Here is a 17214-nt window from a genome sequence, read left to right on the forward strand (position 1 = left end):
CGTGGGTATCGGGGACTTCATCAGCGACATCACTCCGGATGTCGTCGAGGACGCGGTCGAGGACGGCGTCGAGTGGGCCGGCAACCGGGTCGAGGACGCCGGGAACTGGACCGCGGACCGGCTGGACGACGTCGGCTGGGAGTCCGGCGCCGACTGGGTGCGCGAGCAGTCGCGTTCGCTGGCGAACCGGATGGGCGCCGAGGTCGACGAGATGGACCTCGGGCAGACCGAGGACAAGACCAAGCTGATCTACGGCAGTCCCTCCAAGCTGCGGGACACCGCCTCCCATCTGCGGGATCTCCAGGCCTCTTTCGAGAAGGTCGGCCAGGGACTGAAGGGCCTCGACGCGTCCGCCGTGAAGGGCGAGGCCGCCGACGCGTTCCGGGAGAAGGTCGCGGTCGAGCCGCCCAAGTGGTTCAAGGGCGCGGACGCCTTCGGCAAGGCCGCCGACGCCCTGGCGGGCTTCGGCCTCACCGTCGAGTGGGCCCAGGGGCAGGCCCAGACCGCCATCGACAAGTGGAAGGCGGGCACCAAGGCATCCGCCGACGCGGCCGACGCGCACAACAAGAGCGTCGACGACTACAACAAGGCCGTCGACGGCTACAACGCCCAGCCTGCCGACAAACGGAACCCGGCCTCCCTGCCGCCCAGGCCGGGCGCCTTCACCGACCCCGGCAAGGCGGGCATGCAGGAGGCGCAGGAGATCCTCGCCGAGGCCCGCAAGCAGCGCAACGCCGCCGCCGAGACGGCCCGCACCGCCGTCCGGGCCGCCCGGGACGCGGCCCCGCCCAAGCCCTCGTACGCCGACCAGGCCATGGACGGGCTCGAAGAACTCCAGGTGATGCAGACCCACTTCGGCGGCGGCATCGTCAAGGGCACGGCAGGGCTGCTCAGTTTCGTCCGGAGCGTCAACCCCACCGACCCGTACAACCTCACCCACCCCGCCGAGTACCTCACCCAGCTCAACAGCCTCGCCTCCGGCCTCGTGCTCATGGCCAACGACCCGTGGGGCACGGGCAAGCAGATGATCGACAACTTCATGAAGGACCCGGCCGAAGGCTTCGGCCGGCTCGTCCCCGACCTGCTGCTCACCGCCGCCACCGCCGGCGGCGGCGCGGCCGTCAAGGGCGTCCGGGTCGCGGCCGAGGGAGCGGACCTGGCGTCCGACGCCAACCGCGCCCGCCGCCTGATCGACGGATCGCCGAACGGCACCCACAACCGCCCCGACGCCCACCGGCTCGTGGACGAGACCGACCCGGTGGACCTCGCCTCGGGCCGGATGTTCCTGCCCCAGACCGACGTCTCCCTCCCCGGCACCCTCCCGCTCACCTTCACCCGGCGCGTCGAGTCCGGCTACACCGCCGGACGCTTCTTCGGCCCCTCGTGGTCCTCCACCGTCGACGAGCACCTGGAGATCGACGCGCAGGGGGTCGTCCACGTCACGGACGACGGCCTCCTGCTCCCCTACCCGCATCCCGTGCCCGGCCTGCCCACGCTCCCCGAGTCCGGCACCGGCCGCCGGCCGCTGGCCCGCGACGAGTCCGGCGACTACACGCTCACCGATCCGGACACCGGTCTGACCCGGCACTTCGCCGCGCCCGCCGGCACCGAACCGGGCGGCGACGGAGAGGCATGGCTCGTACGGACGGTGGACCGCAACGGCCACACCGTCACCATCGACCGCGCCGAGGACGGAACCCCGCTCGCCCTCGTCCACTCGGCCGGCTACCACGTCGACGTCTCGACCGAGAACGGCCGGGTGACACGCCTCGCCCTGCGCCTTCCCGACGGCACCGGACAGGAACTCGTCCGCTACGGCCACACCGACGGCGACCTGACGGCGGTCACCAAGCCCTCCGGCGCCACCCTCGCCCTCGCCTACGACGAGCGGCACCGGGTGATCACCTGGACCGACTCCAACGGCAGCCGTTACGACTACGCCTACGACGAGTTCGACCGGGTCATCGGCGAGGGCGGCGAGGACGGCCACGTCCAGCTCACCCTCGCCTACGGCCACCCCGATCCGGCCACCGGCCACCGCACCACCACCCTCACCACCGCCGACGGACGGGTCACCCGCCATCTGATCGACGGCGCCTGCCACGTCCTCGCCACCGTCGACCCGCTCGGCCACACCACCCGGCTCGGCCACGACGCCCGCGGGAACCTCCTCACCCGCACCGACGCCCTCGGCCGGACGACCGCCTTCTCGTACGACGAGGAGGGCCGGCTCCTCACGGTCCTCCGGGCGGACGGCAGCCGGCTCTCCACCGTCCGTGACGACCGGGGCCTGCCCGTGGAGTTCACCGACGCCGACGGCGGCCGGACCCGCCAGGAGTTCGACGTCCTCGGCAACCTCACCGCCGTCACGGACCCCGCCGGCCACACCACGCGCTACGCCTACGACGACCGGGGCCACCTCTCCACCACCACCGACCCCTCAGGTGCCGTCACCACCTTCCGCTGCGACCCCGCCGGACTCCCCCTGGAGGTCGGCGATCCCCTCGGCGGCACCACGCGGTGCGAGCGCGACGCCCACGGCCGGCTCGTCCGCGTCACCGACCCGCTGGGCGCCGTCACCACCCTGGAGTGGACCGAGGACGGCGAACTCGCCCGGCGGGCCCGCCCGGACGGCACCGTCGAGGCATGGGCCTACGACGGAGAGGGCAACTGCACCGCGTACACCGATCCGAACGGCCTCACGACCCGCTTCGAGTACACCCACTTCGACCTGCTCGCCGCCCGCACCGGCCCGGACGGCGCGCGCCACGCCTTCGAGCACGACGCGGCCCTCCGCCTCACCCGGGTCACCGACCCCCAGGGACTCACCTGGGACTACACGTACGACCGGGCCGGCCGCACGGTCGCCGAGACCGACTTCGACGGGCGGACCGTCGCCTACGAACTGAACGCGGTCGGGCAGGTCACCGCCCGCACCACCCCCACCGGCCAGACCATCCGCTACGAGCGGGACGCGCTCGACCGGGTCGTCCGCAAGGACGCGGCCGGAGCCGCCACCACCTACACGTACGACGCCGCAGGCCGGATGGTCCGCGCCGAAGGCCCCGACAGCGAACTCGTCCGGCAGTACGACCGCCGCGGCGAACTCAAGGCCGAACTCGTCGACGGCCGCCCGCTCACCTACGCCTACGACGACACCGGACGCCTCTCCCGCCGCATCACCCCCACCGGACACGTCACCGGCTACGCGTACGACACCACCGGCCGGCTCGCCCGGCTCACCAGCGGCACCCGGCGGATCTCCTTCGCCCACGACACGGCGGGGAGGGAACTGCGCCGCGCCTTCGGCGACACCCTCACGCTCACCACGTCCTGGGACGGGTCCGGGCGGACCGCCGGCCAGCACCTGACCGCGGGCGGCCGCACCGTCAACCGCCGCGCCTACACCTATCGCGCCGACGGCCACCTCACCGCGCTCGACGACACCCTGCGCGGCTCCTTCCGCTACGGGCTCGACACCACCGGACGCGTCACCACGGTCACCGCCGCGGGCTGGAAGGAGTCGTACGCCTACGACGCGTCCGGCAACCAGACCTCCGCGTCCTGGCCCGGCGGCCACCCCGGCCAGGACGCCACGGGCCCCCGCAGCTACACCGGAACCACCCTCACCCGCGCCGGGGCCGTCCGGTACGAGCACGACGCCGGCGGCCGGATCACCCTGCGCCGCCGGGCCACGCTCTCCGGAAAGGCGGACCTCTGGCGGTTCACCTGGGACGCCGAGAGCCGCCTCACCGCCGTCACCACTCCCGACGGGACGCGCTGGCGCTACCGGTACGACCCGCTCGGCCGCCGCACCGCGAAGCAGCGGCTCGCCCACGACGGCGAGACGGTGGTCGAGGAGACCCTGTTCACCTGGGACGGCCCGACCCTGTGCGAACAGGTCACGACCGCGCCCGAGCTGCCCCGCCCCGTCGCCCTCACCTGGGACCACCGGCACGCCAAGCCGCTGGCCCAGACGGAACGCGTCCTCGGTGCCGAGGCCTCCCAGGAGGCCGTCGACGAGCGCTTCTTCGCCATCGCCACCGACCTCGTCGGCACCCCCACCGAACTCGTCGACGAGACCGGCCGGGTGGCCTGGCACAGCCGCGCCACGCTCTGGGGCACCACCACGTGGAACAGCGGCGCCACCGCCTACACCCCGCTCCGGTTCCCCGGTCAGTACTTCGACCCCGAGACCGGTCTCCACCACAACTACTTCCGTCAGTACGACCCGGAGACCGCCCGCTACCTCACTCCCGACCCGCTGGGGCTCCTCCCCGCCCCCAACCCGGCTTCCTACGTCCACAACCCGGTCACCTGGTCCGACCCGCTCGGCCTTTCCCCCTACCGCGGGCTCGGCCTCAGCGACGAGGCGATGAACGCCATCCAGAAGCTGGAGAACATCAAGGCCGACCCGATCGGCCGCATCAACTCCGAGCCCAACCACAACCACTACTCGGCGGCGCGGCGCGAGGCGGGCGGCGAGGTGGTGGCCCGCAAGCCGGACGGCACCCCGTTCGACCACGTCCAGGACCTCACACAGGCCGCGAACGGCCTTGAGAACGTCCGCAAGGCCCTCTGGAAGGAGATGGAGAAGCTGCCGGACGGCATGACCGAGCGCGGGCTCGAAGTGCTCCTCAAGAAGCACGACGAGACCGTCTACCACCTGGACCGTGTGAAAGGCTTCCTGCACCAGATCAAGCAGCAGCCGTGACCGACCCCAGAAACGGAACAGTGCGCCCATGACCGACGAGAACAGCCACGCCACCGAGGTACGCGAGCGGTGGGCCCGCCCGGAGAACGCCCCCGCCCTCGACGGCATCCGCGCCGCCCTCGCCGGCGGTGGCGACTGGCGCGCGCTCGTGCGCGAGTGGACCCTGCCCTGGGGCACCGAGAACGATTTGGCGGGCATTCCGCTCGCCGGGGTGGGCCTCGGCGGCGTGGACCTGACGGAGGTCATCCTCAGCTACGCCGACCTGCGTGGCTGCGACCTGAGCGGCTGCGACCTCACCGACGCGTTCCTGACGGGCACCGACCTGCGCGAGGCCACGCTGGTGAACGCGACCCTCACCCGCGTCAACGCCGGGCTCTGCGACCTCAGCGGCGCCGACCTGAGCGGCGCGAACGCGGACGACGCCGTGTTCTCCCGCGCCCGCCTCGTCGGCACCCGGCTGTCCGGCGCCTCCCTGCGCCGGGTGAAGTTCGTCGCGGCCGAACTCGGCGACGCGGACTTCTCGGACGCGGACCTGTCGGACGCCGTGATGGTCGCGGCCAGGACGGCGGACACGATCCTGGACGGCGCACGCCTGGAGGGGACCCGCCGCGGCTCCCTGAGGCCGTAGAGCCTCGGCTGTCGACGTGCCACGACGGCACGACGCTCCCCTCACCGGTCACGGGGGCTGCCGCGAAGGCGGCGGCCCCCCTGCTGATCAGCAGTCAGCCCGCGCCGCGGGCGCCTCAGTCGCCTGGCGCCGTGAGGCCGACCGCAGACCACACCCCTTCGCGACCGCAGACCACACCCCTTCGCGACCGCAGACCACACCTCCTTCGCGGCCGCCGACCACACCCCCTTCGCGGCCGGTGTCCGAGGCCCGTCGTACCCTTCCCGGAGTTCGACTGCCCCGGGAGACCCGCTTGTCCGTTCACGCTCGGCTCCGTGCCACCGTTCCCGCTCCCATGCCCTCCTCGCAGGCCGGTCCGCCGGAGATCACGGGGCTGCCCGGGCGCAGGTTGCTCGTCCAGCGGAGCGACGACGAGATCGTGGCCCAGCCGCTGGACGACGCCTTCGTCGCACGCGCTGGGGGACGTGTCGGCTTCCCCGCGCCCTGGCCCCGGAGTCGCGGAACGTGGGAAGTGGCGCCGGACGCGAGTCTGGCCGTCTTCGCCGGGGTCCACGCCGTGCGCGCGGTGGATCCGTCGGGAGCGACGCGTTGGGAGGTCCGCCACGGGTGCTGGTACGGCGCGTGCCGGGAGATGCACGAGGCGTACGACGAGTACGCGGATCGGCAGAACCACCGGTACCCCGAGAGCGGCTCGGTCGGCTTCTCGGCGGACGGCAGGCTCGTCTGGGCGCACGTGCGCGGCCCGTTGTCCGAGGGCGAGCTGAGCCCCGACACGGCCGACGAGTGGCTGCTCATCGACGCAGCGGACGGTCGCGTGCTCGCGCGGGCGGACGCCGAAGCGGCAGCCGCCGGCAGCATTCACCTTCCCCACCCGACCGATCCTCGTCAGATGGGGCTGAGCATCGGCGAAGGACAGGACGGCGCACCGCTGCGGTGGGGCCGCTGGGACGGGAGGGAACTGACCGTGGACTGCCTGGACGGCGATCTGTGCCTGCTGGGCCTCAGCCCCTCGGGCGACCGGCTCATGACCGTCTCCCACGACCAGGACTCCCTCGCCGTACGGGACTCTCGCGGCGCCGTCGTCGACGCGCTCGACTGGAACGCCGAGGCAGCGATCCCCCGGCACCCGGACGCTCCCGCCGCCACGGACTCCGACGCCGCCGAGGATGAGGACGAGGCGGAGCTGGACGTCTGCTGGGACTGGGCCGGCGGTTTCCTCGACGAGACGACCCTGGTCGCCTCGACTGCCGAGTGCGACGAGGAGTGGGGGCAGGGCCGGCACTGGCTGGTGGACACGACCGGACGGCACGGTTTCGTGCCGATCGACTACCCCTCGCCGGTCTCCTCCGAGCCGACCGCGCTGGGAGGCGGTGTCTGGTCGACGCTGTCCGAGACCCGTGACGTCCTCCACGTCTGGGGTCTCCACCGACGGGAGGGCTGAGCTCGGCAGGGTCGTGGGCCGTGGAGCGAATCCGTCGCCCCGTCCGGAGGAACACGGCAGCCGGAACGCATCCGGACGCTCCCTCCGGATCCCGCGGGGGACCCCGACCGCGGTCGGCTTGCGGGGCGGCGGCGACGGTCGCATAGTCCGAGGTATGGACGCGCGTGAGGCAGCGCTCCGACAGGCGTACGACCATGCTGTCCGGTGGCTGGCGAGCCTGTCCGATCGTCGGATTCCCGCCCGCGCCTCGGTCGACGAGATCGTGAGCGCGCTCGGTGCCGAACTGCCTGCCGGGCCCGGCACGCCCGCCGACGTCGTCGACCTGCTGGCCACGGCCTGTGAGCCGGGGCTCACCGCGTTCCCCAGCGGCCGCTTCTACGGGTTCGTGGTGGGCGGCACAGAACCGGCCGCGCTGGCCGCCGACTGGCTGGTCAGCGCCTGGGACCAGAACTGTGTGATGCGCACCGTCTCGCCCGCGTACGCGGCGGCGGAGGAGATCGCCGGCGCCTGGTTGGTCGATCTGCTCGGCCTGCCGAGGGACAGCTCCGTGGGCTTCACCACGGGCGCGACGATGGCGAACTTCACGTGCCTCGCCGCCGCGCGGGACACGGTGCTGCGGCGCACCGGCTGGAACGTCGCCCGCGACGGCCTCGCGGGTGGCCCGCCCCTGCGTGTCGTCGCGGGCGAGTCCCGGCACATGGCCATCGACCTGGCCCTGCGCTACCTCGGGCTCGGTGGGCCCGACCTGGTCGCGGCGGACGATCAGGGACGCATCGAGCCCGAGGCCCTGCGGACGGCGCTGACGGCCGGCGGACAGCGCCCCACGATCGTGATCCTCCAGGCCGGCGACATCCATTCCGGCGCCTTCGATCCCTTCGCCGCGAGCATCCGCGCGGCGCGCGAGGCAGACGCCTGGGTCCATGTCGACGGCGCGTTCGGACTGTGGGCGGCCGCCTCGCCGCGCCGCGCCCACCTGACGGCGGGCTGCGCGGACGCGGACTCCTGGGCGACGGACGCCCACAAGACGTTGAACGTCCCCTACGACTGCGGACTCGCGATCGTGCGCGACGCGTCCGCGGTCCGGGCGGCGATGGGCCGGCGTGGCGACTACCTCATCCAGCACGAGCACGGCGACCCCATCGACAAGGTGCCCGAACTCTCGCGGCGCGGACGGGCGTTCACCGTGTGGGCCGTCCTCAGGTCCCTCGGCCGGTCAGGCGTCTCCGACCTCGTCGACCGGCTGTGCCGCCACGCCTCGGCGTTCGCCGCCGGCATCGCCGGGATCGACGGCGCGACCGTTCTCAACGAGGTCGCGTTCACTCAGGTCTGCGCCGAGTTCGGGAGCGACGAACGCACCGACCGGGTGCTCGCCCGGCTGCTCGACGACGGCACGGCCTGGATCAGCGGCTCCACCTGGCACGGCGGACGCGTCATGAGGATCTCGGTGAGCAACTGGTCGACCACCGACGACGACGTGGCGCGCACGCTCGACGCGATCCGGCGCGCGGCCGCCGAGGCCTGACGACCGTCGCACCACGCGTCCTTGGTCTCCGCACCGACAGCGGTCCGAGCTCCCGCTCCCTGACGGGGCGTTCCGGGGGCGCGACTGCGTCTGATAGGCGGCACGTCCGTCACCTGGACGGATTCACGTCGTCGCCTCCTCCTCAGCGGCACGGGCCTGCGCGGCCTAGATTCGGGCGGGGCGCACCTTTCGCGTGCGCCCCGCACGGTGCGGCGCCACCGCAGGTGCAGCATGTCGAAGGGAATGGCCATGACACGTCGCCCCAACATTCTGCTGATCGTCACGGACGAGGAGCGGGCGGCGATCCCCCGCCCCGACGGCTTCTCCCTGCCGGCACGGGAGCGGTTGGCCGCGCAGGGCACGGTCTTCGACCGGTTCTACTCGGCGTCCGCGATGTGCAGCTCCGCCCGGTCCGTGCTCTACACCGGCCGGCACCTGCCCGCCACCGAGATCTACGACAACGACAACATGCCGTACATCCGCCCGCTCGACCCGGGCCTCGGCACACTGGGCACGATGCTCCGCTCGGCCGGCTACTACTGCACCTATCAGGGGAAGTGGCATCTCTCGAACGCCTACGTCACGCCGGAGCGCCCCGCGCCGACGACGGACGCGCTGGAGCCCTACGGATTCAGCGAGTTCAACGACTGGGGCGACATCGACGGCGGAGCATGGGCAGGGCTCAAGATCGACCCGGTGATCGCCGGCCAGGCCGTGGGCTGGCTGCGCAACAGGGCGCCCGTCGTCGGGGAGGACCAGCCCTGGTTCATGGCGGTCAACTTCGTGAACCCGCACGACATCATGAGCTTCGACTACGGCGGGTCCCCCCAGGTCGAGCTGCCGTTCGGTCTCGCTCACGCGGTGGTGAGCAAGGCGGCGGCCGACATTCCGGTGTATCGGAAGCGCTGGGACTTCCCGCTCCCCGAGAGCCTGCACGACGATCTGTCCGGCGCGGCTCCCGCCGTGGCCGAGTACGCACGGATGCTCGACACCGTCTTCGGGCCCGTCGCCGACGACGCGCACTGGTACGACGGCCTGAACTTCTATCTCAACGCCCTGCGCGACGTGGACCGCAGCGTCGAGCTGGTGCTCGACGCGCTGGAAGCCTCCGGGCAGGCGGACCACACGATCGTCGTCTTCACCGCCGACCACGGAGAGATGGCGGGGTCCCACGGTCTACGGCAGAAGGGCAACCTCGTCTACGACGAGAACTTCCACGTCCCGTTCATCCTCTGCCACCCCGACGTCACCGGCGGCACGCGCACCGGCGCCCTCGCGTCGGCGGTCGACCTCGCCCCGACGCTGCTCGAATGCGCGGGCATCGCCCCGGCGGAAACCGCCACCCGCTTCCCCGCGCTCAAGGGCCACTCCCTCATGCCGGCCCTGAACGGATCGGCGGTACGCGAAGGGGTCCTGACCGCCGTCGAGTCGCTCGTGACCCTGGACGCCTCGTTCTGGTTCGAGTTCGCCGACCCCGAAGCCCCGGCACGCGTCCAGAGCGGCACCCTGCGCCCTGACTGGACCAAGCGCGGTTTCCTCCGTGGCTACACCGACGCCCGCTACACCTTCGGCCGGTACTTCTCCCCCCTGAACCCCAACCGCCCCGCGGACCTGAAGGCACTGTTCGCCGACAACGACGTGGTGCTCTACGACCGCAGGGAGGACCCGGCCGAGACCCGCAACCTCGCGGCCGACCCCGCCCACCAGGACCTCGTCCTGGACTGCTCCCGCCGGCTGGAGGCCCTGATCGACGCCGAGATCGGCACGGACACCCGCGCGTGGGTGACCGAGCGGCCCCGGCTCCTCGGCTGGCCCACCTGGCACGGCGACACCGACCAGCCGGCCACGACGGCAGGCACCTCCAGCAGCTAGCCCGAACCGACGGCACGCCCACCGATCGGGCACGGACGGGGTCGGTGGGCGGGGATGACGCTCAGGCGAGGGCGTTCACCGCGAGGGCGAAGGCCCGGGGAAGCCGCGCCGCGGTCGGCACGATCCTGTCTGCCAGTCGGGGGCGTTGCCGAGCTCGCACCAGGCAGTCGGTCAGGAGCCGGTGCCGGCGGGTCTCCTGCTTCCACGCGGCCTCGTACGCGCCGGGTGAGCCGCGGCGCAGCTGATCGACCAGGACCCTGGCACCGGCGAGAGCCAGTGAGACGCCCTCGCCGGTCAGCGCGTCGATGTAGCCGGCGGCATCGCCCACCAGCAGGACCCGCCCCTGGACGCGCGAGCGGACCTTCTGGCGGAGGGGACCCGCACCCCGCACGGCACCGACCGCGGCCCGGCGGGGCAGAGCGGCCGCGAGTTCGGGGAAGGCGGCCAGCTGTTCGTCGAACGGCGCACGCTGTGAGGTCAGGAGCGCCACGCCCAGGAGGTGTGACCCGAGTGGGGTCACGTACGCCTCGCCGTGGGGACCCCAATGGACCTCGACGTACGGGGAGGGCGGCGCCACGGCGTAGTGCCGGCGCAGCCCGTAACGCGGGACTCCCCCGCCGGGCATGCCGAGCCCCAGCGAACGTCGCACCGGCGAGTGCAGTCCGTCCGCGGCGACGAGCCACCTGGCGCGCACGCCCGTGGCGCTGTCGGAGACGCCCACGGCGTCCTGGCGCACGTCCCGGACGCGTACCGGCAGGACGGGGACTCCGGCGGCGACGACGGCCGCGTGCAGGGCGGCGTGCAGGACGGTCCGCCGCACTCCGAGGCCGGGGCCGTGCCGGAACTCCGCCTGGGCGTGGTGCCGCCCCTGCCGGTAGCGGATGCCGAGGATCGGCCTGCCGGGCACGTCGAGTCCCAGCGCGTTCAGTTCCCTGACCGCCCCGGGCATCAGCCCCTCTCCGCATGCCTTGTCGAGGGGCAGGCCTCGCGGTTCCGCCAGAACGACGTCCCATCCCGCCCGCGCCGCGTACAGCGCGGTGGCGAGACCCGCGGGGCCGCCGCCCGCGATCAGCAGATCGTGCGTGCGGCTCACGCCACGCTCACCCGCCCCAGGGCGGTGTTCTCGCACCGGATGCGGACGGCGAGCAGCGCCGCGTTGGCCACGGTGAAGAAGGTCGCGGTCAGCCACGCGGAGTGCACCAGCGGCAGTGCCACGATCTCCGCCACGACCGCGACGTAGTTCGGGTGGCGCGCGAAGCGGTACGGTCCCGCCCGCACGAGACGGGCTCCGGGGACCACGATGACCCGTGTGTTCCAGTACGGGCCAAGGGTCGTGACACACCACCAGCGCAGCGCCTGGGCGAGGACGACGACGGTCAGCATGGTCCAGCCGAGTACGGGCAGGAACGGCCGGTGGGCCAGCCAGGCCTCGGTCAGACAGCTCGCGAGCAGTGCGGTGTGCAGGGCCACCATGACGGGGTAGTGACCGCGACCGGACTCGACCCCGAGGCGGGCCAGGGTCCAGGCCGCGTTGCGTCGCGCCACGAGGAGTTCGACGAGGCGTTCCGCGGCGACGGCCGCCAGGAGAAGCGTGTACCAGAGCATGATCCGTGATTCCTCACCAGCGCAGGAGGACGAACTCGACACAGAAGCCGGGACCCATGGCCATCATCAGGCCCCACGAGCCCGGCGACGGAGGGGCGTTGGTGGTGACGTCCTCCAGGATCCGCAGGACCGAGGCGGAGGACATGTTCCCCGACACGGCCAGGGCCCGGTGAGCGGATTCGAGGGCACCGTCGGGAAGGTCCAGGGCGTGTGCCACCGCGGTGAGGATCCGCGGTCCCCCGGGGTGGCAGATCCAGGTCCCGATGTCTCCCGGATCCAGGCCGTGGACGTCGAGGAAGGCCTGGAGGTCGGGACCGATCCGGGCTCCCACGACATCGGGGATGGCGGCGTCCACCACCGGTCGGAACCCGCCGGCGCCGATCGTCCAGCCCAGCAGGTGCTCGGTGTCCGGGTAGAGGAGACTGCGGGTGGCCACCACCGCCGGGCGACCGGACCGGTGGTCGCCGGCCTGCGCGGCACGCGCGACGACCGCCGCCGCACCGTCGCCGAACAGGGCACCGGCGACGAGGTTGGCCGGGGAGTCGTCACGCTGCTGCAGGGTGAGCGAGCACAGCTCCACACTGAGCAGCGCGGCCACCTCGCCCTGGTGGCCGCGCAGGTAGTCGTGGAGCCGGGCGAGACCGGCCGCTCCCGCAACGCAGCCGAGCCCGAACACGGGAATCCGCTTCACGTCCGGCCGCATGCCCATGCGCGAGGCGAGCCGGGCGTCGAGCGAGGGCGCGGCGATGCCGGTGATGGAGGTGCACACCAACAGGTCCAGTTCCGACGGTGACAGCCCGGCGGCTTCGAGCGCGGACGTCAGAGCCCGTTCCCCGAGTTCCAGACCGGCCGTCATCCATGCCGCGTTCGTCTCGCCGAAGTCCCCCAGAGCCGCGTACCGGTCGATGGGGAGGGCGAGATGACGGGTCCGCACCCCGGCGGCCCCGTGCAGGCGGCGCAGCACCGTGCGGTCCGCCCCGGGGGCCAGGCAGAGGTCGCCGATCAGCTCGGTGAGTTCGTCCTGGGCGTACCGGTGCTCCGGCAGGGCCGTACGGACGGCGGCGACGACGCTCTGCCACCCTTCGGGATCGGGCCGCGCATCGGCGGCGCCGCCGGCATGCACCGCCGGAGGCGTGACGGGGGCGGCCAGGTCGACTGTGGGGACACGCATTCCGGGATGTCTCCTCACGACCGACGGCGCGATTACCTTGCTCCCGTGTCTCTATACCTCCCTGCTCCTCCGGTGCGAGCGACACACCGGCTCGCGACGCTGCTCCACTCGTGCCACCCGGAGCCGGCACTCGCCGTGACGGTGTTCGTCACCGCTCTGGCCGCCACGTCGGGGCGGGGACCGGGGGATGTCGTGGCGGTCGGAGCGGCGGTGCTCGCCGGTCAGCTCTCGATCGGCTGGTGCAACGACGCGGTGGACGCGGGCCGGGACACCGCCAGCGGCCGGCGCGACAAGCCGATCGCGGCCGGGGCTCTGCGCCCACGGACGGCCGCAGTGGCCGCCGTGGTGGCGCTCGTCGCCTGCGTGCCGCTCTCCTTGCTCAGCGGCCTCGCCGCCGCGGCCGTCCACCTCACGGGCGTGATCGCCGGCGGGTGGGCGTACAACCTGGCCCTGAAGGGAACCGCGGTCTCCCCCGTGCCGTACGCCGTCGGGTTCGCGTCCCTGCCGGCGTTCGTGACGCTCGGCCCGCCGGCGCACGCCTGGCCCGCCTGGTGGGCCGTGGTCACGAGTGCGCTGCTCGGGGTCGGCGCCCACTGGGTGAACGCGCTGCCGGACATCGCGGACGATCTCGCGACGGGCGTCCGCGGTCTGCCTCAACGCCTCGGCCCCGTGGCCTGTCGCCGGCTCTCCCTGGTCACGATGCTGGCCGCGGTCGCGATCGTCACCGTGTGCCCGCCGGGGACGGCAGGGGCAACAGGCTGGGCGTGTGCGACAGCGGCGGGATGTGCCGCGGCCATCGGTACCGTCCCGAAGTGGCGCGAGGGCAGCCGGTGGCCGTTCCGGGCGGCGATCGTGGTTGCGGGGCTGGCCGTCGTGCAGCTGCTGTCACGGGGCTCTGTCATCGTCTGAGGCCGGATCGCGGAGTGGCCGCGTTCACGTTCCGCGGCGGCGTTCGTCGGTGATTTCCAGGTCCCGGCGAGGTACGGCGCTCGCGTTCCGCGCCGGGCGTGCCGGCTCCCCGTGCGGCCCCGCTCCGCGACCCCGGCGAGGCGGGCCGGCGGACGCCGTGCTCGGGATGAGGTGCGCCACAGCGAGCGTGGAAGGCAGGTCGGGCGCTTCCGTACGCGGTGACGTCTCTGGTAGACGTGACGGCATACGTGTTCGATTCATCCCGAAGGCTCCCGCCATGAACCACGGCCCCGGCCCCCGTTCCACCTTGATCGACTTCAGTATCGACCTCACCGTCGAGGAGGCACGTCGGCGTGCCGAAGTCGTGGCAGCCCTCGGGCCCGACTGGGATCCCCTGGCCGTCTTGCGCGAGGAGGAGGCGGCGCACGCCCTGCTGTACTCGGGCCTGGACGAGGAGCAGCAGCGGCTGCACGCGATGCTGGTGGCGGCCGGTGTGCTGCCCGGGGAGGGGCCCGGCCGTGCGTCTTCCGCTTGATCCCCACGCCGACCCGGCTCGGCGGGCCTGGGTCGCGTGCCCCGGCTGCGACGACGCCCGCGACTGCGGGACCTGCCTCGAGCGCCGGAACTGCCGGAGCCACTGGCGCTACCTGATCGGGAACAGCGGGCCCCGGGTCCACCTGCAGTGTCCGCGCTGCACTCACATGTGGACCCTCGACACCTCCCGTGAGCGTCACGGCCGCCGGGCCTGACCTCAGCAGATCCGCGGCAGCTGCTCTCCGAGCGGCATGTCCACGACGCGGGTGCCGCCGAGCCCGGTACGAGCCACCACCATGCCCGGATGGGCCTCGACCGCCTCGCCGATCACCGCTGCCCCGGCACCCGAGGGGTGGGCTCGCATCGCGGCCAGTACGGCGTCCGCGTGGGCCCGCGGGACAAAGGCGACGAGCTTGCCCTCGTTCGCCACGTACATGGGGTCCAGTCCGAGCACCGCGCAGGCGTTTCCGACCGCTTCGGGGACCGGAACGGCACGCTCCTGGATGACGACGCCCGTGCCCGACGCCGCCGCGATCTCGTTGAGCGCGGCGGCCAGGCCCCCGCGTGTGGGGTCGCGCAGCACGTGCAGGTCCCGTGTGACGGCGAGCATCGCCTCCACGAGGCCGCCGAGCGGTGCGCAGTCGCTGGTGATCTCGACGCCGAATTCGAGGCCCTCCCGCACGCTCATGATCGCCACGCCGTGCATGCCGATCGGGCCGCTCACGATCACCACGTCCCCGGGCACCACCCTTTGCGGGCGCAGGTCGACGCCGTCGGGGATCAGCCCCACCCCCGAGGTGTTGATGTAGATGCCGTCGCCGTGACCGGCCTCCACGACCTTGGTGTCGCCGGTGACGACCTGGACGCCCGCCACGCGCGCCGCCGCGCCGAGGGCCTGGGCTACCCGGGCGACCACCTGGGTCTCGACGCCTTCCTCCAGGATGAACCCGCAGGAGAGGTGGCTCGCCCGGGCGCCGCTCATGGCGAGGTCGTTCACCGTGCCGTTGACGGCGAGGTCGCCGATGCTTCCGCCGGGGAAGAACAGGGGGCGCACCACGAAGGAGTCGGTGGAGAACGCCAAGCGGGCGCCGCCGATGCGGATCTCGGCCGCGTCGGCGGTGTGCGCGAGGGCCGGTCCGCCGTAGGCGGGCGCGAAGACGTGCTCGATCAGCTCGGCGGACAGCGCGCCTCCGCCGCCGTGGCCCATGACGATGCGCGTGTGGTCGCGCAGTGGCGCCGGGCAGGTCCAGGCGAGCATGTCGGGTGCGGGCCGTGCGGGGTCGGCGGCGTCGACCGCCGGGGTGGTGCTGACGGTGTCAGGCACGGGTGCTGCCCTCCAGAGGTGCGGTGACCGGGGACGGGGTTCCGGAGGCCACGCGGGCCGCCGCGGGGGGCCGCTGTCCCGGGGTTCCGCCGTCGAGCCGCCGGTAGAGGTAGTAGGCGGCGCAGGCGCCCTCGCTGGACACCATCGTGGCGCCGAGCGGGGAGCGGGGTGTGCAGGTGGTGCCGAACGCCTCGCATGCGTTCGGTTTCAGCAGGCCCTGGAGGACTTCGCCGCTGCGGCACTCGGCGGGCTCGCGGGTGTCGATGCCCTCGACGGAGAAGCGGTGCTCGGCGTCGTGGTCACGGTAGCGTTCGGACAGGCGCCAACCGCTGTCCGGGATGACGCCGATGCCGCGCCAGGCCCGGTCGGTGATCTCGAAGACATCGCTCAGCATCGCCTGCGCCGCCGGATTGCCCTCGGCCGTCACGGCGCGCTGATAGGCGTTCTCGACCGTGTGCTCGCCCCGCTCCAGCTGAAGCACGGTCCTGCGTACGCCTTCCAGGATGTCCAGCGGCTCGAAACCGGTGACCACGATCGGCACCCGGTGGCGTTGTGCGAGCTCGGGGTACTCGGCCGTGCCCATCACGCTGCAGACGTGGCCGGCCGCGAGGAATCCCTGGACGCGGCAGTCCGGGGACCGCATGATCGCGTCGATCGCCGGGGGGACGCGGACGTGGGACACGAGGAGACTGAAGTTGCGGATGTTCCGTTTGCGCGCCTGATGGACCGTCATCGCGTTGGGCGGGGCCGTGGTCTCGAAGCCGATGCCGAAGAAGACCACCTCCCGGTCCGGGTTCTGCTCGGCGATCCGCAGCGCGTCCAGCGGGGAGTAGACCACCCGGACGTCGCCGCCCTGCCCGCGGACCTGGAACAGGTCGCGGCCGGTGCCGGGGACGCGCAGCATGTCGCCGAACGAGCAGAAGATCACCCCCGGCCGGGAGGCGATCTCCAGGGCCTTGTCGATCATCTCCAGCGGGGTGACGCAGACCGGACAGCCCGGGCCGTGGATCAACTCGATCTCCGGGGGCAGAAGCTGGTCGACGCCGTGCCGGATGATGCTGTGGGTCTGGCCGCCGCACACCTCCATCAGGGCCCAGGGGCGGGTCACCGTCGCCCGGATCTCGTCGAGCAGCCGACGTGCCAGGTCAGGGTTCTGGAACTCGTCGATGTACTTCACGGCCGTGCCTCCCCGTGGACGTCGTCCTGCGTCTGCCACTCGCTCACCGCGGCCTCGGCGGCCTCCCACGGGTCCCCGAACTCCTCCTGGAGCAGGCCGAGGGTCTCGAACAGCTCAAGCGTCCGCTTGGCCGACTCCTCGTCGAGCCTCTGGAGGGCGAAGCCCACGTGCACGATGGCGTACTCGCCGGGTTTCAGGTCCGGGAGGTACTCCAGGCACACCTCCTTGACCACTCCTCCGAAGTCGACCGTGGCCATCCGGGTGCCGTCCCGGTCCTCGACGTCCAGCACTCTTCCGGGTACCGCCAGGCACATGGG

13 protein-coding genes are annotated in these 17214 nt (G+C 72.7%); 7 read left to right on the plus strand and 6 right to left on the minus strand.

Annotated features, from left to right (window positions below):
* Position 1 precedes the first annotated feature (1 nt).
* The 5 genes from ACFQ79_RS09785 (at position 2) to ACFQ79_RS09805 (ending at position 10177) form a co-directional block, all read left to right on the plus strand.
* Positions 2–4714: a putative T7SS-secreted protein gene (locus ACFQ79_RS09785; RefSeq protein ID WP_383580826.1), complete on the plus strand. Its 4713-nt coding sequence runs from the start codon at positions 2–4 to the stop codon at positions 4712–4714.
* A 28-nt stretch (positions 4715–4742) separates the two neighbouring features.
* Positions 4743–5342 carry a pentapeptide repeat-containing protein gene (locus ACFQ79_RS09790; protein ID WP_383580828.1) on the plus strand — a complete coding sequence of 200 codons (600 nt, stop codon included), beginning with the start codon at positions 4743–4745 and terminating at the stop codon, positions 5340–5342.
* A 292-nt stretch (positions 5343–5634) separates the two neighbouring features.
* Positions 5635–6783 (plus strand): hypothetical protein, encoded by a 1149-nt coding sequence (locus ACFQ79_RS09795; protein ID WP_383580830.1) that lies wholly within the window; start codon positions 5635–5637, stop codon positions 6781–6783.
* 154 nt (positions 6784–6937) lie between these two features.
* Entirely contained in the window at positions 6938–8305 is a 1368-nt protein-coding gene (locus ACFQ79_RS09800) for a pyridoxal phosphate-dependent decarboxylase family protein (protein WP_383580832.1), read from the plus strand.
* A gap of 249 nt (positions 8306–8554) precedes the next feature.
* Positions 8555–10177: a sulfatase-like hydrolase/transferase gene (locus ACFQ79_RS09805; protein WP_383580834.1), complete on the plus strand. Its 1623-nt coding sequence runs from the start codon at positions 8555–8557 to the stop codon at positions 10175–10177.
* A 61-nt stretch (positions 10178–10238) separates the two neighbouring features.
* Here the strand turns inward: ACFQ79_RS09805 and ACFQ79_RS09810 are convergent, their stop codons facing one another.
* From ACFQ79_RS09810 to ACFQ79_RS09820, 3 genes are read right to left on the minus strand one after another with little or no spacing between them, the layout of a single operon-like run.
* Positions 10239–11270, minus strand: a complete 1032-nt coding sequence (locus tag ACFQ79_RS09810; RefSeq protein ID WP_383580836.1) for an NAD(P)/FAD-dependent oxidoreductase — start codon at positions 11268–11270, stop codon at positions 10239–10241.
* Positions 11267–11782 carry an isoprenylcysteine carboxyl methyltransferase family protein gene (locus tag ACFQ79_RS09815; protein WP_383580838.1) on the minus strand — a complete coding sequence of 172 codons (516 nt, stop codon included), beginning with the start codon at positions 11780–11782 and terminating at the stop codon, positions 11267–11269. Before ACFQ79_RS09815 ends, ACFQ79_RS09810 begins: the two co-directional genes overlap by 4 nt.
* 13 nt (positions 11783–11795) lie before the next feature.
* Positions 11796–12953, minus strand: coding sequence for a type III polyketide synthase (locus ACFQ79_RS09820; RefSeq protein ID WP_383580840.1), 1158 nt, complete (start codon positions 12951–12953; stop codon positions 11796–11798).
* Between the two features lie 6 nt (positions 12954–12959).
* On the opposite strand from ACFQ79_RS09820, the gene ACFQ79_RS09825 reads away from it, so the two are divergent.
* Positions 12960–13862 carry a UbiA family prenyltransferase gene (locus ACFQ79_RS09825; protein WP_383580842.1) on the plus strand — a complete coding sequence of 301 codons (903 nt, stop codon included), beginning with the start codon at positions 12960–12962 and terminating at the stop codon, positions 13860–13862.
* 277 nt (positions 13863–14139) lie between these two features.
* Positions 14140–14397, plus strand: a complete 258-nt coding sequence (locus ACFQ79_RS09830; protein ID WP_383580844.1) for a DUF6400 family protein — start codon at positions 14140–14142, stop codon at positions 14395–14397.
* A 216-nt stretch (positions 14398–14613) separates the two neighbouring features.
* Here the strand turns inward: ACFQ79_RS09830 and hypE are convergent, their stop codons facing one another.
* Genes hypE through ACFQ79_RS09845 form a run of 3 tightly spaced genes read right to left on the minus strand, consistent with a single transcriptional unit; the run spans position 14614 to position 17211 of the window.
* Entirely contained in the window at positions 14614–15654 is a 1041-nt protein-coding gene (gene hypE, locus ACFQ79_RS09835) for a hydrogenase expression/formation protein HypE (protein ID WP_383580966.1), read from the minus strand.
* Between the two features lie 58 nt (positions 15655–15712).
* Positions 15713–16897, minus strand: a complete 1185-nt coding sequence (hypD, locus tag ACFQ79_RS09840; RefSeq protein ID WP_383580848.1) for a hydrogenase formation protein HypD — start codon at positions 16895–16897, stop codon at positions 15713–15715.
* Positions 16894–17211 (minus strand): HypC/HybG/HupF family hydrogenase formation chaperone, encoded by a 318-nt coding sequence (locus tag ACFQ79_RS09845; protein ID WP_383580854.1) that lies wholly within the window; start codon positions 17209–17211, stop codon positions 16894–16896. Before ACFQ79_RS09845 ends, hypD begins: the two co-directional genes overlap by 4 nt.
* Between the last annotated feature and the right edge of the window lie 3 nt (positions 17212–17214).

The sequence above is a fragment of the Streptomyces sp. NPDC056480 genome (assembly GCF_042795405.1).
GTDB lineage: Bacteria > Actinomycetota > Actinomycetes > Streptomycetales > Streptomycetaceae > Streptomyces.